This window comes from Njordella calcicola (assembly GCF_056494125.1).
The window spans coordinates 71,337-91,305 of record NZ_CM151396.1 but is presented as its reverse complement, the minus strand read 5'-3'; the positions used below and the strand labels follow the sequence as shown (position 1 = coordinate 91,305).

Sequence of the window (19,969 nt, the reverse complement as noted above, 5' to 3'; positions counted from 1 at the left end):
ACCGAGTGTGCCTACTACCTTTGTTACGGCACACTGAGTGTGCTTAGTATTATCTTCTGAATCATCGAGACCTCATGCTCAACTTTGCTCCCACCCACAAACCGTTGCATCTCGCTTGCGTTATAAGCATTATCTTTATGCTCTTACTCGGAAGCCAAACAACCATGCAGGCAAACGAGCCTGACTCGGTGTTAAATGTTTGGCCAGATAAACCGCCGACCGCGATCCGAGTTTCCGGGCCTGAACAGATACTGGAAAATCGACCTCGCCCCTTCTACCAACTGACCAATGTCAGCGTCCCAACGTTATCGGTGTTCCTGCCTCCGCCGGAGAAACGCAACGGAGCGGCCGTCTTGGTCTGTCCGGGCGGTGGATTGCAACGCTTGGCGATTGAACATGAAGGGTTTGAAGTTGCCCAGTGGCTGACCGAGCAAGGCTTCACCGCGTTTGTCTTGAAATACCGCGTACCAGCTCCCGCTAGTATTGGCTTGCAAGACGCGCAACGATCGCTCAGCTTGATTCGTTCGCGAGCTGCCGAGTGGCAACTGGACGCTGACTGCATCGGCTGCATTGGATTTTCAGCCGGTGCGGAAATTTGCGCTTGGCTAGCCACTCATGATGACGATCGTCAATACGCAGCCATCGATCAACACGATGAAGCATCCTGTCGACCGACGTTTGCCGCCTTGGTTTATGCGGGTGGTTTGGTCAACCGCAGCGGTGAAGTGAAGCCAGCGATTGCTTCCAAGTTAAACAGAAATAGCCCACCGTTTTTTGTCGCGCATGCTTTCGCTGACGATTCGTTAAATAGCCTGGCGATGGCGGTTGCACTGCGTAAGGCCGGTGCATCGACGGAACTGCACGTTTATCAAAACGGAGCCCATGGTTTTGGCGCGCGAAGATCGGGACAGACTTTGGATAACTGGCGAGCCGCCTTTTTGAACTGGTCAGAAGCGAACGGCTACCTCGACGCAGCTTGGGTCCGCGATTATGAACGAGCTTTGCATCAAGCTTTACAAAACGATGCCTCGATTCCGACGGTGGCCAGTATGCAGCAAAAGCCTTCGTTGAAAGATTGCTTTGCCATTCAACGCCGCGCGGTCCAGCGTCAAATGCAAAGCGACCGCTTGGTTGGTTTCAAGGGCGGCGCGGTTTACAAGTCAAACCAACTGGAACTGGGCATCACCCATCCCTTAGTTGGCGTATTGTTTGAATCTGGCAAGCTGACGACCAAACAACCGCAGCGCATCGCCATCGATACAGACGCTGAGACGATTTTAGAGACCGAAGTTGGCTTTGTGATTGACGTCGATATCGCGTACGAGATCCCGACAGTAGAGCATGCGAAATCGGCAGTGAAACATTTGGTGCCTGTTATTGAGATGCCTAAGCGATATACACAACGTTTAGGACAGGAGCCAACGCTAGCGGAAACCGTCGCATTGAATATCGGCGCTAGTCGTTTTCTGATGGGCGATCCGATCAAGCCCGCGGAGTTTAACGCTCAGGAATTGACCATTACCGTCCAAAGAGACGGGCAGCCTGTTGGCAACTTGAGCGCTGCGAGCATCGAGCTAGATTTGTGGGAAGACTTGCAATCGTTATTGAATCAAGCGGTCGAGCGAGGTTACACCATCCCTGCCGGCAGCGTTATTCTTTCAGGCGCCTTGGGGCAAGTCTACGTAGCGCAGCCATCGACTTATCAAGTCGACTTTGGGCCGTTAGGAAAAATCCAATTCGAGATGACTTCTGAATAGAGTTCATCCAGTAACACCCTCAACGATGTCATTCTTGAATCATTACCACTTGGTCCCTTCGGTCCCAACCGCGAAGCGATGCTGTGGGCACCGATCTTTTCTTTGCAAGATCATCCATATACCAACAATAGTCCCCGTTGTCCGATGCAAATATATATTTCTCATTCTCCAGTAACCAGACTCGCCATGTCGGTGCTTCAGATGATGCTGTGGGGCCGCAAGGCACATAACGAGAAAGCAATTCAAAGGCCAGGTTCCGCTTTCTGTGATCCTCGCCAAGCATATCAACCAACCTTCTAACTGTAGCGATATTCGAAAACTCGAGATTTAGTTCTCGAAGCGGCTTGTCCACCGTGACCAGCCCACCCGGCAATGGTCGGAAATACCTGTAGTTTTCTTCTATCCATTGCTGGCGTTCAGTTTTTTGCAGCATTTGTTCCAAAACTTGAACATCTCCCTCGTCAAGAAAGGCTTTCAGCGTCGCAGAATCCTCGATTGAGTCATAAAGAAGTCCTGCCATTATTGTGCGACTGTGGCAGATCGGTCCATTAAATACTGACGGCGTCTTGGCAATTGGTAAATCTTCTCGAAATTGAACAATATAGTGAGCACTTGCAACAAGCACGTCTCTTCCAAAGCTGTTCAGCTCTTTGACGCGTTCCTGAAAACCAAAATGCATCAGATTCCCTTGTCGCCAAATAGCCGCCGAGCGATTTGTCTTTGGATTTGCGCCACCGCTAATTACTTCAACTTCTGGATAATAGTCATAGCAAGCTGCATAAGAACACCACCCTTGACCGTTTACTGCATGTCGTGTGTCGCCTGACGAAATATGCAAGCAGTCGGCAAGTGTTTTGTGGAATGAGGGATCAAACACTCGAACAGCATCAGGAATCGTACCCGCTTTCAACCCCGCAAATACTTGGTGTTTCTGATCCCATTCTACTAGAGCGCTGTTGAGACAAGTACAACCAATCCCTCCAAGTACTTCCCAATCGCGAGCGACTCGAAGCCCCGCACTTCCGAGCAGCAATGTGGGAATGCGCCATTCATCGCGAATACCTAGTAGTACCTCAACGTCGATCTGCGAAACGTTTGCAGGAGAAATATCAAGAACCACAAGATCTGTCGCTAGCGTAGGATCGTAGCGGAAGTTGGAAAGCCCCGTGTTCACTACACTGAAATTTTCCTTCTCCAAGAGCAACTTCAAGTCCTCCGCGTTCTGAGGATCTGATGAAATGACTACAACTTTCTTTGTGATCGCACATGGTTCGTCCCCAAAAATCAAGCAGGCAGAACCAAGGAGCAGGAGCAAGCCGTTCAATGCAATGCGAGCGAAAAGGCATCCTTCATTCATCCTTATTACGCCCCTCGCAGAAGTTCTTTAGGGTAGCCAAGCTCTCGCTTACCTTTTTGAGATACTTGTCATCGGGGACCAATAGTACTTTCGGATTGACTTGTCTCCAATCAAGGTCAACAGTGATGAAAACATCGGTCTCGATTCGCACGTCATTGGGCATGGGTTGATGAGGAAACTTGAAAAGCGTGTTCTGTATTTTAACTGGAACTATGATTCCATTTTTTTCTTTGTACTGATACTGGCTATCCGAATATTCCTCACGGCGTCCTTGGCTGTTCGAATAGATTTTCCGACGAATGGAATGCGATATCTTTCGATCGATCCAGCTTTCAGAATGGTAACGTTTCGACTCAGGTTCAAATCGCGAAACCAATAGTCCGTCTGGCGAGTTGGAAGTAGTGGCTAGTTTTTGAGTTTCGATCGTGAAATCCAAGAGTTGATCAAGCGGTTGTGATGGCCGCCCCACCCTCAGATCACCAACAAACTCGACCGCTTCCACTAGCGGCAATCCCTGCTCGATAAGAAAACCTTCGACGTCGGCACTCTCTTTCAGACTTAGTTCCGATTTGGTAAGACAGTCAAAGCCCCAACTGGTCCGACCGCTAAACTTACAAATCTTTGCTGTATCAACCAACCCGCTGCCACTAGAGACTTCTTTGTTTTCAGGAAGACCCAAAAATTCTTTGTACTTGCCGTACACGCAGACGTTATTTCGTTTGTCAACGTAAATATGAAACGCCCCGTTTACTTCGGGAATCGACCGAATCATATTCGTATCTGTCGGTACTTGCAGCCAACTAAGCTTCATGACAACTTCAAAGCGCTCGTTGGCAAGTGCATTGAGTTTCGACGTTTCCAGTATGCTTAGCAATTCCGGGTCGGCCTGCGCATGACATGGACATACACACATTTGCAGCACGAGTAACGAGAGCAGCCCTCTGAACACCTTCGATACGCCTTATATTGAGTTCTTCTTCTGATGCTTCACGATCGACAGACACCGCACTACATGTCGGCCAATGAAATCTGCTCCAGTGCCATGCTCAAATTCTCAAACCATCACAGTTCGCAGACTAGAAAAGACGACTATTCATCTTTATCACGCCCCTCACAGAAACTTTTCAGGGTAGCCAAGCTCTCGCTTACCTTTTTGAGATACTTATCCTCAGGGACCAATAGTACTTTTGGATTGACTTGCCTCCAATCAAATTCGACAGTGACTACGATATCCGTTTCGATCTTGGGAGTGTTGGGGCCTTCGGTATATGGATATTTGAATATCGTGTATTGCGCTTTAGTGGGAACGACAATTCCGTTTACTTCCTTATAGTCATAGTGGCCGTCGGAGTGTATCTCGCGAACCCCTTGGACGGTGGAATAGATTTTCCGACGAATGGAATGTGAGATCTTTCGATCGATCCAGCTTTCTGAATGATTACGTGACGACTCCGCTTCAAACCGCGAAATCAATAGCCCATCCGGTGAGTTGGAAGTAGTAGCTAGTTTCTGAGTTTCGATTATGAAATCCAGAAGTTGCTCAAGTGGTTGCTCCGGACGGGGCACACTAACGTCTCCAACAAATTCGAGCGCTTCGACTAATGGCACTCCTTGATTAATCAGAAAACCTTCGACATTGGCACTCTCTTTCAGACGTAGTTCCGATTTGGTAAGCGCGTCAAAGCCCCAACTGTTTCCAACTTCAAACATACAAATCTTTGCCGTATCAACCAACCCGCTGCCGCTAGAAGGCCTACTGTTTTCAGGAAGCCCTAAAAATTCTTTGTACGATGCGTACACACAGACGTTGCTTTTCTTGTCAACATAAATACGCGTTGTCCTTACCATTTCTGGCAGCGTCCGATTCAGGTTGGCTCCGGTTGGTATTCGAAGCCAATTTAACCTGACAACCACTTCAAATCGCTCGTTGGCAAGCGCATTGAGTTTCGATGTTTCGAGTGCGCTCATCAATTCCGGATCGGCCTGTGCACCGCACGGACAAACACATAATAACAATACAAATAACGATAGTAACGGCTTTAACATGTGAAAGCTCCTCATTCCTTCGGACTTCGAACGCCGACAAAGTGGGATTAGTAGCCGCCGTAGGGATTTCCGTAGCCCGACTGCGGACCATAGCAATCATAGCCCTGCACCCCATGCGATGGAAAGGACCACGTGAATACAGGCGCATCGTCAGGCATGTAACAACTACTTGGCGGGTAGAGCCCAAGTCCTCTCCAACATTCACAAAGTCTGAACGTACCACAGTTAACGCTTGTAGTATTTTGATGAATACCGTCGAAGCCATGACCAGTCGGCGGAATCTGCACAGGATCGCTCCGAGTTGCAGATGACGTGAAGTTTTCATCCCAACCACAAAGATCCCCTGTCCATTTTTCCGAGCAGCTTATCCCATCGTACCCAGCATTGGGACCATACCCGGACGGGTTAGTACTGCACGTAGCTGGCGCGAAATTAGTACATGCGTCCGTCTTTACAATCCAACAATTTCCCGGCGCAGGCGGCACATGTTGCTGACCGAATGCAACACACGACAAACACACCAACATTAGAGATAGTACAATCTTCATCGCGACAAACCTCCAGAGACCTAAAAACTTAAAAACCTAAACGCCTGGTAAACTCAAAACAATCTGATCCCAAACATATCTTCCACTGCAATTGATCCGAAAGCTGAACGTCAAGATTCTTAACCTCAACATCGCCGCCAATCTGAGGACGCCGGAAGTCCGCTGAAAAATTCACTCGGCAAATTCCCTGCGCTAATTCCTGCACTTCGCAAACGACCTTATAGCCGCCCGCAGGAACTTGATGGCAAACAACTGATGGCACGATGTCGCGTTGACCTTCATCCGCCTTCCTCAAATACTCGCGAAAGTTGACCAGCACACTACCCTCCCACAAGTCGGGCTTCTTCTGGGTGACAACTACTACTTCTGGCACTAATTTCACGGGCGTTTCCCTCGCCACCACCACCAAAATCGCAGACCGAAGATTCGGATTTGACTTAGACGTCAACAACAACTCCCCAGAAACACTATCCAGCTTGCCAAGATACGTTGTGCAGCGCACGACCGGCCCTTGCTTGGTCTGCTCGAATGCATAATCGCCGACCTCCAATTCATTGCTGGCAGTCACCTTTAAGTCAGAAAGCTTCATATCGCTGCTAACCGACAGCGGCACCTGAAAGCTAGCCTCCGACTCACCCACCGGCACGTTGTGGTGAAAAGATGGCGATTTGAAGCTCGCCAATCCCGTCAAACGCCCTCCAACCACAACAAAAGATTCTTGACCGCCCTGGGAAAGAATTTTGAATGACTGCTTGTAGTCCACACCGTAGAAAACGCTTTTTACTTGCAATAGAATCGCGCCGTGAACAGTCTGCCCATTCGCCACGAGACCTTGCGGAAGCTTCACGTCCATGCAATCACACGACGGCATAATGCGCTCAAAAACCAGATCGGCACCCGTATCGTTGAGTATGGCCAACTCCACATTACAAGTCTCACCCACCTTCAGATCGCCCAAATACAACTCACTGCTATTGGCGAAACGGGCCGATGTACTTCGCAACACGACTTGCCCTTTAATCGTTCGTCGCGAGACGGGAGCATCAGCAACTGCTTCCTGACCGACTACACCATCTGGAAACAACACTAGCCAAAGAAAGGCCATGAGCAAAGCGAAACCAGGCTGCAAAAAGACCATTTGGCCCTCGCACGAGAGAGGAGGATGTAGGAGCCGCATTACAAGGCGATTTTATCAAAAAAAAAAAAAACAGAGGCAAGTGGCTTCACAGATTTTCTCCCAGTTTTTGCGAACTCAAGGAGACGACGAACTTTTAGACGCAGGAAACACAGAAGACTTTATCCGTGGTCTCCTTAAATTCGTTGGACAAATCAACAGCCACACTCGAAGACTCAAGAGTGCCCAAGACCAACTGCGGAGACTTGCTGCCAGGACAATTCCAAACAGCATCGATTAATCAGCCGCACCTAGAATTCCAACGAATCAAAAGAGACCGACGAATGTTCCTGTTGCGGCTTTATTCGTGGTCTCCCTCAATTCGCTGGACAAAATAACGGCCACACGGATCAACGGATCCGAAGCAGACGAAAGATTAACTCTAAGGAATGTTCTTCTTTTCAACTTTCCAGTTCTCTGCTTTCGACAAAGCAAAGTCCTCTCCAACGAACATCTTGGCGGCTTCTTGATCGCCTTTCAGTTGCCAGTCCAGCCAAGCTGCTGCTACCGTTGCGTACTCGCCGCCATGAGGCCGTCCGTACGTGCCGCCATGTCCGACATCCATATTCGCCACAAACGCTGGTAACTTTTCAATCCGTCGAAAATCGTCCATGCCGTTCTGATAAGCGATGTCCGATTCTCCTCCTAGCAAGTACAGAATCGGCGCGTGAAGCTTGGTGAGCAACTCTTTGGTGACAGCAGGCATACCGGGCATCCCGCCTGGACGACGAGCAGGCGGTGCAGGCGGTGCTGTCGTATCATCCTTCTCTCCACTGGTTGTTTGTGCATCGGCTTGTTCATTCGCGTTATTTTCGGCGGGAGCTGCTGGGCCGCGAGGTCGGCTTGGCCCACCTCCGCCAATGACGCCGCTGTTACAAACCATGGTCGTTGATACTCGTGGATCTGACGACACTTCTAGCGCTTGTAAACCGCCACACGACATACCTGCAACAGCAATCTTGGACGTGTCTATTTTGCCAAAGTAAATGCTTTGCTCGTTTGCGTTTTGTGCAACAGCCCAATCAATTGCGTCAGTCAGTAAAGAAGACTTTGTACCGCCGCCTCGTCCACCACGGCCCCCTTGAGACTCTGCTTGCAGTGGACCAATGGCAACCACAAGATAACCCCGCGAAGCGATCTCCGATAGAAAGTTTTGATGCTCCTGAGAGGAGTTCGCACAGGCACCATTGCCCCAAGCAAGTATCGGCAGCTTGGCGGCATCGCCAAAGCTGCTCAAGTCCGCTGGGCGATAAATGGCGTGGGTTGCCAAGCTGCTGTCGCTGACGACGATCGCTTTGTAGCGTCCGGTCCCACCGTCTTCGATAGTCCGCGTGATTGTTTCATTGGTTGGTCCGGACACCGCGTCATCCGCCAATGAAATGCTTGTGAAATGAAGATGAGCGACTACGCAAACCAGAGCCAGGTATTTCATTCTCATTGGTTTCAACTCCGCCATAAGTCAGAAAGGATTGAAGAAATGGTGTTCCGGATGAGTTGCCGCTGGAGGCATGCACGCATGGAACAGCCGAAATAGTAGCAGAAAAGTTTAGGCTAAATTCTGCATGACGGTTTAACCCTTAGGATCTAGCTTCGTTCCGTTAGCGGACTTACTTGGCATCCATTTCGGCGAATTGCCTCTTGAACTTCCAACGAATCAAAAGAGACGACGAATTTTGCTATGACGGCAAATATGGTGGGCTTTATTCGATGTCTCCCTATATTCGTTGGACCAATAAACAGCCAGACACGTCGCGATCGCCCCCCCCTAGCGGTGGGTATCCTAGCTCAAATTGGTCTGGCTTAAAGAAGCCTTGGGTCAACTTTGTCTTTCCCCGATCACTCGGTTTCGATGCTTTGCAAAAACTTCGTTTTCGCTCCCGACGAGCGAAAAACGCTTGACTCGCAGCAGATGGAAATGATATCTTGATATCAGAAGGAGACCTGACGATGGCCCAATTTATTGTTCGAAACCTGGAAGATGACATTCATTTGAAGCTGCGAGAAATGGCTCAAAGTCAGGGTCAGAGCCTTGAAGAGTTCGTACGCGAAACGCTGCGGAAGGCCGCTCTGTCGCATACGTCAACGCCTAACAACATCGGGACCAGGATCGCGAAACGCTTTGCTAAAATTGGCTTGAAGGATCCAATTCAAGAACTTCGTGGTCGCCAAGTCTTGCCCACGAAGTTTGAATAATGTTTGTGCTCGATACGAACGTAATCTCGGAACTGATGAAGGTTCAGCCAGATCCTCGCGTGGTCGAGTGGTTAAACTCTCAGGCGAATGATTCTATTTGGACCAGCAGCATCAGCATCTTTGAAATCAGTTTCGGCCTTCATTCATTGCCCGACGGCAAGCGGAAGCGATCCTTGCAACAAGCTTTCGAAGCCATGATTGTGGAGGAGTTGGAGAATCGTATCTTGGATTTTGACCGCATGGCCGCTAACCGAGCCGGCGAGATTGCAACTGTGCTACACAGCCTTGGTCGTCCTGTCGAAATACGCGACGTACAGATAGCGGGGATAGTCTCTGCCCGCCATGCCGTTCTAGTTACTCGCAACCTCAAGCATTTCCTAGACACAGGTATTTCGTTGGTCAATCCTTGGAGCGATGGAGGCTGATGCTTTGCTGACCCCATGATGCATTCCTGACCGGAGATCCGCTCGCTAATTCCCAACGAATCGAAGGGGACGTCGATTGCTCACCTGTTGGTAAACATGGCAGGATGCATTGATGTCTCCCTATATTCGCCTCACTCGTTGCCAAGCAATGATTGCGGTATAATCGGCCCGATCGTCCTATTACAGCTTCTAGGCAAGGAATCGACATGCCCACGCAGTCCGCGAAACAGTCCAAGGCCACATCCCATAAAGCAAAACCAGCGGGCCAAAAATCCTCAAACCGCGTCACGAAACGATTGACGCTGCGAGATCGTTTAAGCAGGCTTACCTATCAAGCCGCTTGTCGCCTGCTGGGCACTGAGGGCGAAGCGATGCTGCGGCAATCCTCGCGATTGGACTTCACAGTTGATTCGCGATTGAAACTTCTGACCGACACGTTGATCGCGAAAGTACCTGAAAGCGATGCCGTCGATGGTGTGGCGGTCGTTACCATCGTCGAAAAAACGGGAAGAAGTCAAGGACTGCAAACCAACTGCGCCCATTGCCAATCCACCTGCATCCACATCGCCAGTGTCTTGGGAGCCGTGCTGGAAAACAAGCTCGCGTTGGGCTTGTCCGAAGAGCCCGATCTCCAGGAACCGATTGAGAACTTAACCGAAAAAGAACTGCTGCTGCGAGCACTAGCGGAACGTCAGATCCGAGCCAAAGAAGATCGTATGCGCATCAAGCCAGCTTCTACGTCGACACCTTGGTCTGATTACAGCGTGACTAGCCTCGAGTCGGGCAAGACCTATCGCGTATCTTTGCGAGGTCTGCAACCTGGAGAATCCTATTGCTCTTGCCCGGACTTTCGTATCAATCATCTTGGGACTTGTAAACATATTCTGGCCGTTGTCGACAAACTGCCAAAACGCTTTACAAAGAAACAACTCTCAACGCCCTACCTGCGGCGCAATTTTTCATTGCGTGTTCACTATGCCGATCCGATTGGCCTGCGATTGAATTTGCCGACCGAGCTTCCAGCGGATGTCGCCAAGCTTTGTCGCCCACTGATCGACCAGACCATCACCGATACACATCAAGCGGTGAAGATTGTTCGAAAACTAGAGCGCGCCGGTCATTCCGTTCATGTCTATCCGGATGCCGCTGAGTTTATCGAGCAACGCGAGCTTCAAAAACGTTTGCAAGAGCAAAGCGCTGAGATCCGAAAAGATCCCAAAAAACATCCGCTGCGCACCTCGTTATTGAAAGCCGAATTGCTCCCTTATCAATTGGATGGAATCGCGTTTGTCGTTGGCGCTGGTCGTGCGGTGTTGGCCGATGACATGGGCCTGGGCAAGACCATTCAGGGTATCGGGGTGTCTGAGTTGTTTGCAAGAATTGCGGATATCAAGCGCGTATTGATCGTTTGTCCGGCTTCACTGAAGCGTCAATGGGATCTAGAGATCAAACGATTCTCCAATCGCTCATCGCAAATCGTCGTTGGCAGCGCCGCCGAACGAGCGATGCAATACAAAAGCGATGCGTTCTTTACGATTGCAAATTACGAACAAGTCATTCGCGATGAAGCACTCGTGGATGCCGCGCATTGGGACCTCATCATTTTGGATGAAGGCCAACGCATCAAGAACTGGGAATCGAAAACTTCGAGAACATTCAAGAGCTTGAAGAGCCAATTTGCATTGGTCCTGTCAGGCACACCTCTGGAAAACCGACTGGAAGAACTCTTCACCGTCGTCAGCTTCGTCAACAGCCAAGCGCTCGGTCCAGCTTATCGATTCTTTCACCGACATCGTGTGGTCGATTGCGACGGACGGGTTAAGGGCTATCGCAAGCTGGACGAGTTGCGAGAAACACTCAAGCCGCTATTGCTTAGGCGAACTCGCGATAGTGTTCGCTTGCAGTTGCCCGAACGAACAACGGAGATCATTCGCATTCGTCCAACCGACGAGCAGCATACGATGTCCGAAGCGAACGTAGCACTTGCAGCGCAGATTGCCGCTAAGAAATTTCTGACAGAGATGGATCTACTGATGCTACAGAAATATCTTTTAACCGCGAGGATGGCTGCGGATAGCACTTATCTGTGCAACAAACAGGAACCTAGTTACTCAAGCAAGCTTGAAACACTTGATGAACTAATCGAGCAGATGGCCGACGAGCCGTGGAGAAAGCTGGTCATGTTCAGTGAATGGACCACGATGTTGAACTTAATCGAGCCTATCTTGCAGAAGCACAACTTCGATTTTGTGCGACTGGACGGCAAAGTGCCTCAGAAGCAGCGTCAAAAGATTGTCGAGCGGTTCCAGAATGACCCGAGTTGTCGCTGCATCATCATGAGTAACGCGGGGGCGACGGGATTGAATTTGCAGAGCGCCAATACGGTTATCAATGTCGATCTGCCTTGGAATCCTGCCGTCTTGGAACAACGTATTGCCCGCGCCCATCGCATGGGGCAGAAGAATCCTGTCCAGGTCTTCTTGCTAGTAACCGAGAACACGATCGAAGAACGATTGCTTTCCACGTTGGCTAGTAAACAAGAACTTGCCGATGCCGCGTTGGATGTCGATTGTGACCTGACGGAAGTAATGCTGGAAAGTGGCATGGAAGCGCTCAAGCGACGGCTTGAAAAGCTGCTGGGCAACAAACCCACGGCCATCGTAGATGAATCAGCATTGCAAAAAACAAAGGAACAAACTGTAGTGATTGCGGAGAAGCGAGACAAAGTAGCATCCGCCAGTGGAGAGTTACTGGGAGCTGCATTAAACTTAGTCGCTCAACTGCTGGACAATGGCAAAGCAGCACCTCAACAGCAAGTCGCGGAGATCTCTGAGAACTTAAGTCGTTGTGTCGAGCGTGATTCGGATGGCCGACCGCAACTCAAGTTGACGCTTCCCAACGACCAAGCTTTGACTTCATTAGCCGAAACATTAGCAAAACTCCTAGTAAACTGAAACGCTCACCAAGTAGGATCGCACTGCAACCTCCACTTGGATTTTCGATAGTTATCAGCAACCATGAAAAGCATACCTGAACAGGATGAACGCATTGCCAAAATGTCGTTTGCAAAAGTCTACCCACTCTACCTCGCAAAAATCGAGCGGAAAGGACGCACTCAGTCGGAACTCAATGAAGTGATTCAGTGGCTCACTGGACATAGCGAGGAATCACTACTTGAGCACATCAAGGCCTCATCTACTTTCGAACAGTTCTTTCAAGGAGCTCAGCTTCATCCCAACGCGAACTTAATCACAGGTACCATTTGCGGCATTCGGGTCGAAGAAATCGAAAACCCTTTAACCCAAAAAGTTCGATATCTAGATAAACTAGTAGACGAACTAGCGAAAGGCCGAAAGCTCGAAAAAATCCTGCGCACATCATGAGCAGGATACCGATCGTACTGGCCCAGCGGGCTAATAACAAAGGGCCTTCTAATAAAGGGCCTGGGATTTGTCCAAGCTCTAGTTTTTAATCCCAATGATAACGGGATCGTGGTCCGAACTGCGAAACGGATTGGCTTGATACAACGGTTGCGGGTTATATTCCTGGTTGTAATCCAGGAAGTGCGGTTCGTCGGCGTTGATGTGCCAAGCGGCAACGCCAGTGACATCAGCAGCCAACGCTTTCGTCGCCAACGCATGATCCAGGCTACCGCTTTGCCCTCGGTAAACGTATGAATACGGCTCGCCGTTAACGGAGGTTTGTTCGCCTGCCAACTCTTGTAGATCGACCAATCCTTTGGCTCGCATTGCATCGATTGGGTCTTCCTGCGCGTAGGCGTTCAAGTCACCGATGACGAGGATCCGCGAATCCGATAAATTCTTTTGTTGTTGATCAATGTAATTGCAAATGGCTAGTGCTTGAGAACGTCGAATAGCATTGAAGGCGCCTTGGCCGTCCCCTTTGTCCTTATTCGCAACATCGGCATCATCTGAGCCGCCTTTGGATTTAAAGTGGTTTACGATCAAGGTAAATGGTTTGTCCGCGTTGTTGGACTGGAAGCTTTGCACAATTGGCGTTCGAGCCATCAGGAAGGCATCGTCGCGTATCATCGCAACCTGACCCAAAGTCGTGACGCGATCCGATCGATAGATAATTCCAACGCGAATGGAATCTTGACCACCAGGCGCAGAGTCGAAGCCTTCGGGAAGCCCACAGCCTACATAAACTTCCTTGCCGACTTTCTGATTAAGTGCTGCTAGTAAGCGTTCTTCTGCATCTAAATTGTTTTCAATCTCCATAAGACCGATCACATCGGCGTCTAGCTCAACGATGGCGGCAACCAGCTTGTCTTCTTGCCGCTGCAGCTCAGATTCAGAGTCGGCTCCGCGAGCATTATTGTTTCCATCATCAATGGTAGTGAAATAGTTCAGCACATTGAAGCTAGCAACCGTCACGTCTGCCGCGCCAACATCAGGTCGCGGCGGCCTGGGGGCGGGAGTCCACTGGAGAGGTTTGCCCGGGACAAGGAACAGCTTGCCATTCTCTTCCACTATTTTTCCGTTAACTCCGTGGATAGCGGATCCAACACGGACGGTCGGCAGGGTCGTGCCAAGATCGGGAAACAATGTCGGAGGAAAAATGTTTTGATCGGACAATCCATCGTCAATTGTGATTGTCGCTTTGTCGTTCCATTTTTGTGCAGCAACCACTTTTGCAACATTGCTGCCGCCTTCGAACGTTGTCCCGTTTGGGTCTGCATCGTTAAGGTCGACTTGAGTAGTAGGAACGTAAAGCCGCTGACGAGCCACCTTAATTTGACCCCGCCGGGCCAAATCATAAGTATCCACTACTACCAAATCTCCCGTGACAGTGATGTCTTGATCCACCAGTGAATTCCAGTCGACGGAATCCAGTTCCCCACTAATCACGTTAGCTTGCCCAGCGGTAACCTGATCCAACTGCGGCACCGTTTCTTCGGGGGATGGACTGACAGGGGTTGGATTAACCGGCGAGGCTTGATTGCATCCGCAATTGAGAAGCAAAGGGCTCGTCACGAGTGCAATAAGCGTACAGCGAAGTTTTTTGGATATTCGATTCATTAGACTTATTTGAAATTGTGCGAGCACTGGTTGGAGTGATTTTGAATGCCTTCGTCTGCCCACGATTTGATACGATTCTACTAGTTGTGGACAGGTAAAATAGCGTAATGAAGGTTTTTTCTTTTTGTTCAAGCACCAGCCCGTGCAACAAACTGCGTCAGTTGCTTGCGAATCAACTTTCACACTATGGAAGCTCAGAACAAGTAAGCAACAATGAGCCTACTTTGAAAACAGCCGAGGCAGTAGGACTTGAACGGGACGCGACATTCTGTCACCCATCCATTTTTATGATTGCTGAAGATTTTGCGAAGTGCTGCTCGCCTTGAAGATGAAAGTAGTGTCTTCGACAGGGGCGTCGCGAAGAGCCGCTGCGAGATCCGCGTCGTCGTGAAAAGCAAGCCGAGTAAGCAGCCGTTTTTCAATCTTGAATTCCACGTGTTGAGTCCGAAATGGCCAGGGATCGATCTGCAGTATTCCTTGTTGATCTTGGCACAAATCGAATCGTTGCGATTGGGAATTGGTAATGATCTCAATTCTTCGCTGCATGGCGGGAACGTCGTTGCCTGCGAGCAGCAGCGAACATCGGTCGCACCAGTGCATCCAGTCGTAAGACCGCTGCAATTGTTCTTCTGTACAATCAAGCTGCTGTAGAACCTGCGCGCGTCGTTGGCTTTCTTCAGCCAGCAGTTGCCGCATCTGATCGCTTACATCTTCGTCCTGATATAAGACATGGTTATGAAACGAGACGAGTAATCCAATCCAGCGGTGCTTCTTCATTGCCTCCCAGATTTGGGTGCGCGCTTCAACCACACGCTCCTTGTCCTTCATTTCCATCAGCGTGAAATCCAATGGAGCTTTGGCTGCTGTAAGGTACTCATGCTTGCCTTCCAAGAAGGGCACTTTGCCGTCGTCATGAATTCCGATTGCAACTTGGGTCAGCTGCCAAAGGGGGAGACCGTCGACAGCGAGTTGCGCTGCTAGATCCTGGGCTAGAAGTGCGTGGGCAGCATGGAATACGATCTGCCAACCCTGATTAACATTTCGCACGATCATTGGATTTCCAGTCGGTTTCGCTCAAGGTGTATAGCAGTATATCGTTATTCTGGGTGACCAACGCAGCATGTCAATCTGATGAAAACCCGCCCTTCGCATCAGGTGATGTTGGGCACAAGGACATCGAACAATGTCGAGGATTTCGTCTGTGAAAATCCACGGTTTGTTGACACTTATGTTAAGGCTTGGCCGTATACATTTCCTTTCCGATGCGAGTCTCCTCGCAGGATTGCGGACTTTCCGTTATGCAGGGATTTGCATACGCCGATATATATCCAAAAAATCGTTGATAAGAAAATACATGACGCCTTTTCGTGTACACCCATGCAAGCAATCTCGCTTCGGTCGACCACTCATGACTCCGCCTCGTTTGCAACCCGCACACAAGCCAATGAGCAAGTGCGGGATGCATTCTCTGCCGTACTTGCGGAAATGGGCAAGCAAGGCTATGCCGCGGCGGCACCAAGACCCGTCGACTCCGATACAGAAACGTTTGCTCTGGAAAGCTGGGACCGCTGGTTCGGATTGTTTGGACAACAAACCTATTCGGACACCCAAGTACATACAACTCAAGCTCTGGACGGCAGTAGCCATTCGGCCAACGATCTGCATGAAAGCTATCGTCAAATCCTCTCAGATGCTTATCGCCAAGGCGCGTATGCGAATCCTAAGAGCTACTTGAATGCTCTTTCAGCAGATTCTTTACGCACGATCCAACGCGTTCAAAGATTGGCCGCCCCGATCGATATCAACCAGATTTCCGACGAAGGTGCCTTGAACCTGCTGATTCCACCTCCTGCGCACGTGGACCTCGATAACGATGGCATTTCTTTCGTTGGTAAAGGAGCTATGTTACGTTTCCCAAGCAGTCAGACCCCGCGCAACGTGCGTGACGCATGGAACGCTACACTCGCCAGCGTGCCACAGGAAGATCGACTGCACTACTCGTTCCAAGCCGTGAGTCACATTGCCCTGGCAAATCTGCATTTCGATCAAGACGGTAACTTCGTTCGCTCCACCAATCCAGGTGACGCGGAATGGGTCAACCCGATGGCTAAGGCTGATTTCTCCTACTCCGAACTTGCTCAAACATGGATCGACTACCTAGATTACTTCGGTGCTTCCTTGCAACCAGAAACTCTTACGCGAGATCGAGGGTTTTGGTCACGCTTCCAAAACGAACTCCATACGGCGCTTGATTAAGCTGCCTTTCACTCATGACGAAGTGGTTAGCCCACTGCGTCATACGAACCTAGCCAACTGCGATCATTCTTTGCATGCTCGCGTTGCAAACCTAATCCACCTTAGATGATCACATCCCATGGATTAAGCTTATGCACGAACTTCACAATCAACTCATCGTTACCAACGGTGAAGTACGCTGAGGTCCACTTGTAGGTAACGTAAGATTCAAATTCAGCAAAGCTCTTGAATGCGAAGCTGCTGACATCGATCTTGTCTCCAGGCGAGAAATCAGTGATCACGTCGGTATCGGACCCCTTGCGGAACACAAAGGTATCGTTGCCAGGGCCACCCGTTATAACATCGTAGCCAGGGCCACCAATCAAGCGGTCGTCACCCCAGCCACCAAACAAGAAATCGTTCCCAGCTCCACCATCCAAAACATCATTCTGGCCTTGACCATACAACCAATCGTTTCCATTGCCACCGATGATGATGTCATTGCCCTCGCCACCTGCAATCCAGTCGTTTCCGTCATTGCCGAACATCAAGTCGTTCATAGCGGTACCATAGAGAGTATCATTTCCACTGGTACCATCGATGCGTGGCTGTCCTTGAAACGCGTTATCCTGTTGATGATCAATGATGCCAATGCGGTTCAATATAACGCTCATCGACGTGCTCTTGATTTGCTGAATCAATTCCGGAGAATCTTTAAAACGATTCAAGTAGAAGAATTCATCGCCATCGCGAGTTGCTTCAAACTGCATCACGTTCAAGATCGTGAACGTCTCACCTAGCTGAGATCCAGGTACTTTCGCTTTTAGAAGCCCACCGACGATCGAATCCATTTGCGAGATGTCCGAGTATACGGACTTCAATTGGGTTAAGCGTTCTTGATCCAGCCCATTTGCAGCCGCGAATTCATCCAGACTGCTGTAGGTCGACAGGCCCAGCCCTGCTCGCAGTTGATTGTAGTCGCTAACCCCATGATCGCGTCCGCGGTGAATATCCAGCAAAGGCAAGTTGAACCTTAGGAACTGCTCCCCGCCACCGGGATTGGGCACAGCAAACAGATTGTTTCGTAAAGTGGAGACAACTCGCCCATCGATTTCCTGGCTAAATTGAGCAAGCTGGCCTCGCGTCCAATCTCCCAGTGAATCGTTGGTTCGAAAGCTCTGTCCGAGGTTGCCAAGCCGCGAGGCCTCGGTTAGTGGGAAGAAGTGCACGTCTCCATCGGCAGAGATCGTGATCTGTCCATCGGACGCTTGATCATGACCAAATCGAAAGGCGACGGTGGTCCACTCATTGATGATCGAGTTATCGACGTCTGCTTTGAAGCCTGAGTATTCCGCGAGTTTACCTTCCCCGAGTAGCTTCGGCAGATACTCGCTATAAATCACATTTTGGTATTCGGCTTCATTCAACGCTCGGGCGGCTTGATAAAGTTGCTCTTCGCTCCACTGCGGATTCTGACCTCGAAGCTGGTCAACATGCCAATTATGGTTTCGATGCCAAATGGTATGGTGCACTAGCAAAGACAAGGTCTGATTGGCTCGCTCGTCCCCGGTGGCGACATGATTAGCCAAAATCTCTTCCGGAAAAGCTAGCGGCGTAACGCCAATCTGCTGCTGGACTTCGGCAAAAGTAGGCAACACGTCTCCCGCACCGCCAGCGATCAATTTGGCTCCGGCAATACGTTGTCCGTTCACCAACGCTATTTCGCGCAACGCTTCGGTCGCGATGGCATCACGTCCGTAAACCATGCCTAAATCTAGCGTCACGGTCTCGGAGGACAATGGTTGTCGAACTCCATTTTGAATGACCGATGGCGTCCTAGTCATTGGAATCTGCTGGCCATCATAGAAGAGTGGTACACCGTCTCCGGTCAAACTTTGTGCCATATCGTGGGCGACAAACTGAGCGAAGAACTGCGAAAATTCATTCAGCCCGCCAGAGTTTGGACGATTGATGTCTGAATCAGGCCCAAAGATGTTGTCGGTAATCTTGATCGGCTGCACGGCGGTGCCGATGTTCATGGGCGCGTTGGGAGGGGTCTGTGGACTGGACGAGGGCTCTGGAGTGTTCCACTGCGTTCCCGACCCATCGCCAGGATAGCTTGGGGTTGTGACACGGACAAACGCAGTCACGTCTGGATTGCTTACCTGAGTAATGCTATTTGGGGTTCCAAAGGCCGTGCGTGCAACCACGTTAGCCAAACCGCCAGCGACTGGTGTATCCTTCGTCCCGAACTGGAAATAGCCATTTGTGTGAAGATACTCACTGCTGCGGAAACCTGGTTGGATTCCATCTTCTGCTTTCCAAGTGCCTGTTGAAAAGACCGTGTCACTTTCGGTCTCGATGACTTTGCCGTCGACAATGATTCGGTCAATGATCAAATTCCGGTCGATGCCGTTTTGCGGATCGTACAAGTCATTTACGAACACGATTCGAATTTGATCTGGTGTTACGTTGTTCTGTTCAGCGCGGATGGAATAGACTTGAAACTCCGTGGTAGCTTTCCAACGAGCAATCTCTTCACCGGCAACCTCGACATAGAATTCCTCTTCGCCAGTGGTGCCACGGAATTCGACTTCGATCAACGTACCGGCCTGCTCTGCCCCTTGCTTGGCGAACTGCAAGAAGCCATTGGTATGCAAGTATTCGCTTTGGCGAAAACCGGGCGCGATACCATCTTCAGGCTTCCAAGTCCCTGTGGAAAAGACGGTCGCATCTTCCGCTTGGTAGGTGACTCCATCAACGACAATTTTGTCGATCCGCAAGTTCCTATCGATCCCATTTTCAGGTTCATAAAGATCGTTAACAAATTCGATTTTGATGCGGCTCGCATCGATCTGACTATCGGTCGCATAGGTCAACTTTTGGAAGATTCCAGCGCGTGCGTCCCCACCGACATTGTTCCACGTTTGCACGACAACGTCATCGATTTTCAGTTGCAAAGTCTCTTGGTTCGTTTCTCCGGCGGCAAATATTTCAACGGCCGAGAGCATCTGACGCTGCTCGAGTTGTTCCAGGTGCAAATCCAAGTTCGCTTGGTCGTTGATTTCGTTATTCTTCGTCTTATGGAAAAACATGCTGCGCAGATCCCGGTCGAGGTTAGTAAATCGGCACTCCTTTTTGCCTTCACCACGCAGGAACTAACAACAAGCACCCAAACGTGACTTCCGTGCA

Annotated in this window: 14 protein-coding genes; 6 read left to right on the top strand and 8 right to left on the bottom strand. The window is 50.0% G+C overall.

The features are described 5' to 3' along the window. Positions 1-137 precede the first annotated feature (137 nt). On the top strand, positions 138-1,757 hold the full coding sequence (locus SH302x_RS00330) for a prolyl oligopeptidase family serine peptidase (RefSeq protein WP_479366505.1): 1,620 nt from the start codon (positions 138-140) through the stop codon (positions 1,755-1,757). A 28-nt stretch (positions 1,758-1,785) separates the two neighbouring features. Here SH302x_RS00330 and SH302x_RS00325 read toward each other — a convergent pair whose 3' ends face one another. The 5 genes from SH302x_RS00325 to SH302x_RS00305 all read right to left on the bottom strand — a co-directional run bounded on the left by SH302x_RS00325 (position 1,786) and on the right by SH302x_RS00305 (position 8,320). After that, positions 1,786-3,114: a hypothetical protein gene (locus tag SH302x_RS00325; RefSeq protein WP_479366503.1), complete on the bottom strand. Its 1,329-nt coding sequence runs from the start codon at positions 3,112-3,114 to the stop codon at positions 1,786-1,788. Further along, the gene (locus SH302x_RS00320) at positions 3,107-3,925 is read right to left on the bottom strand and encodes a hypothetical protein (RefSeq protein ID WP_479366500.1); all 819 of its coding nucleotides are present in this window, start codon (positions 3,923-3,925) and stop codon (positions 3,107-3,109) included. The genes SH302x_RS00325 and SH302x_RS00320 overlap by 8 nt, the downstream gene beginning before the upstream one ends. Before the next feature lie 278 nt (positions 3,926-4,203). Then, positions 4,204-5,160: a hypothetical protein gene (locus tag SH302x_RS00315; protein ID WP_479366498.1), complete on the bottom strand. Its 957-nt coding sequence runs from the start codon at positions 5,158-5,160 to the stop codon at positions 4,204-4,206. Positions 5,161-5,736: 576 nt separating this feature from the next. Next, positions 5,737-6,846, bottom strand: coding sequence for a hypothetical protein (locus SH302x_RS00310; protein WP_479366496.1), 1,110 nt, complete (start codon positions 6,844-6,846; stop codon positions 5,737-5,739). A 418-nt stretch (positions 6,847-7,264) separates the two neighbouring features. Then, positions 7,265-8,320, bottom strand: coding sequence for a poly(ethylene terephthalate) hydrolase family protein (locus tag SH302x_RS00305; protein WP_479366495.1), 1,056 nt, complete (start codon positions 8,318-8,320; stop codon positions 7,265-7,267). A 509-nt stretch (positions 8,321-8,829) separates the two neighbouring features. On the opposite strand from SH302x_RS00305, the gene SH302x_RS00300 reads away from it, so the two are divergent. The 4 genes from SH302x_RS00300 (at position 8,830) to SH302x_RS00285 (ending at position 12,883) form a co-directional block, all read left to right on the top strand. Continuing rightward, positions 8,830-9,075: a FitA-like ribbon-helix-helix domain-containing protein gene (locus tag SH302x_RS00300; protein ID WP_479366494.1), complete on the top strand. Its 246-nt coding sequence runs from the start codon at positions 8,830-8,832 to the stop codon at positions 9,073-9,075. Next, positions 9,075-9,500, top strand: a complete 426-nt coding sequence (locus SH302x_RS00295) for a type II toxin-antitoxin system VapC family toxin (protein WP_479366493.1) — start codon at positions 9,075-9,077, stop codon at positions 9,498-9,500. The genes SH302x_RS00300 and SH302x_RS00295 overlap by 1 nt, the downstream gene beginning before the upstream one ends. Positions 9,501-9,706: 206 nt before the next feature. After that, the gene (locus SH302x_RS00290) at positions 9,707-12,454 is read left to right on the top strand and encodes a DEAD/DEAH box helicase (RefSeq protein WP_479366492.1); all 2,748 of its coding nucleotides are present in this window, start codon (positions 9,707-9,709) and stop codon (positions 12,452-12,454) included. Between the two features lie 63 nt (positions 12,455-12,517). Continuing rightward, complete coding sequence (locus SH302x_RS00285; RefSeq protein WP_479366491.1) at positions 12,518-12,883, top strand: DUF2200 domain-containing protein; 366 nt, start codon at positions 12,518-12,520, stop codon at positions 12,881-12,883. A gap of 78 nt (positions 12,884-12,961) precedes the next feature. Here the strand turns inward: SH302x_RS00285 and SH302x_RS00280 are convergent, their stop codons facing one another. Both SH302x_RS00280 and SH302x_RS00275 read right to left on the bottom strand, forming a co-directional pair. After that, on the bottom strand, positions 12,962-14,542 hold the full coding sequence (locus tag SH302x_RS00280; RefSeq protein WP_479366490.1) for an ExeM/NucH family extracellular endonuclease: 1,581 nt from the start codon (positions 14,540-14,542) through the stop codon (positions 12,962-12,964). A gap of 285 nt (positions 14,543-14,827) precedes the next feature. Further along, positions 14,828-15,589, bottom strand: coding sequence for a DUF3891 family protein (locus tag SH302x_RS00275; RefSeq protein ID WP_479366488.1), 762 nt, complete (start codon positions 15,587-15,589; stop codon positions 14,828-14,830). 330 nt (positions 15,590-15,919) lie between these two features. Between SH302x_RS00275 and SH302x_RS00270 the strand changes: the two genes are divergently transcribed. Next, positions 15,920-16,798 (top strand): hypothetical protein, encoded by an 879-nt coding sequence (locus SH302x_RS00270; RefSeq protein ID WP_479366486.1) that lies wholly within the window; start codon positions 15,920-15,922, stop codon positions 16,796-16,798. A 101-nt stretch (positions 16,799-16,899) separates the two neighbouring features. Here the strand turns inward: SH302x_RS00270 and SH302x_RS00265 are convergent, their stop codons facing one another. After that, positions 16,900-19,872, bottom strand: coding sequence for a peroxidase family protein (locus tag SH302x_RS00265; protein WP_479366484.1), 2,973 nt, complete (start codon positions 19,870-19,872; stop codon positions 16,900-16,902). Between the last annotated feature and the right edge of the window lie 97 nt (positions 19,873-19,969).

What these genes read in the sequence shown, in the direction of transcription:
- SH302x_RS00300 (WP_479366494.1), top strand. Translation starts at nt 8,830, where the DNA reads ATGGCCCAATTTATTGTTCGAAACCTGGAAGATGACATTCATTTGAAG.
- SH302x_RS00280 (WP_479366490.1), bottom strand. Translation starts at nt 14,542, where the DNA reads ATGAATCGAATATCCAAAAAACTTCGCTGTACGCTTATTGCACTCGTG.
- SH302x_RS00315 (WP_479366498.1), bottom strand. Translation starts at nt 5,160, where the DNA reads ATGTTAAAGCCGTTACTATCGTTATTTGTATTGTTATTATGTGTTTGT.
- SH302x_RS00320 (WP_479366500.1), bottom strand. Translation starts at nt 3,925, where the DNA reads ATGAAGCTTAGTTGGCTGCAAGTACCGACAGATACGAATATGATTCGG.
- SH302x_RS00310 (WP_479366496.1), bottom strand. Translation starts at nt 6,846, where the DNA reads ATGGTCTTTTTGCAGCCTGGTTTCGCTTTGCTCATGGCCTTTCTTTGG.
- SH302x_RS00265 (WP_479366484.1), bottom strand. Translation starts at nt 19,872, where the DNA reads ATGTTTTTCCATAAGACGAAGAATAACGAAATCAACGACCAAGCGAAC.
- SH302x_RS00330 (WP_479366505.1), top strand. Translation starts at nt 138, where the DNA reads ATGCTCTTACTCGGAAGCCAAACAACCATGCAGGCAAACGAGCCTGAC.
- SH302x_RS00295 (WP_479366493.1), top strand. Translation starts at nt 9,075, where the DNA reads ATGTTTGTGCTCGATACGAACGTAATCTCGGAACTGATGAAGGTTCAG.
- SH302x_RS00270 (WP_479366486.1), top strand. Translation starts at nt 15,920, where the DNA reads ATGCAAGCAATCTCGCTTCGGTCGACCACTCATGACTCCGCCTCGTTT.
- SH302x_RS00325 (WP_479366503.1), bottom strand. Translation starts at nt 3,114, where the DNA reads ATGAATGAAGGATGCCTTTTCGCTCGCATTGCATTGAACGGCTTGCTC.
- SH302x_RS00285 (WP_479366491.1), top strand. Translation starts at nt 12,518, where the DNA reads ATGAAAAGCATACCTGAACAGGATGAACGCATTGCCAAAATGTCGTTT.
- SH302x_RS00290 (WP_479366492.1), top strand. Translation starts at nt 9,707, where the DNA reads ATGCCCACGCAGTCCGCGAAACAGTCCAAGGCCACATCCCATAAAGCA.
- SH302x_RS00305 (WP_479366495.1), bottom strand. Translation starts at nt 8,320, where the DNA reads ATGAGAATGAAATACCTGGCTCTGGTTTGCGTAGTCGCTCATCTTCAT.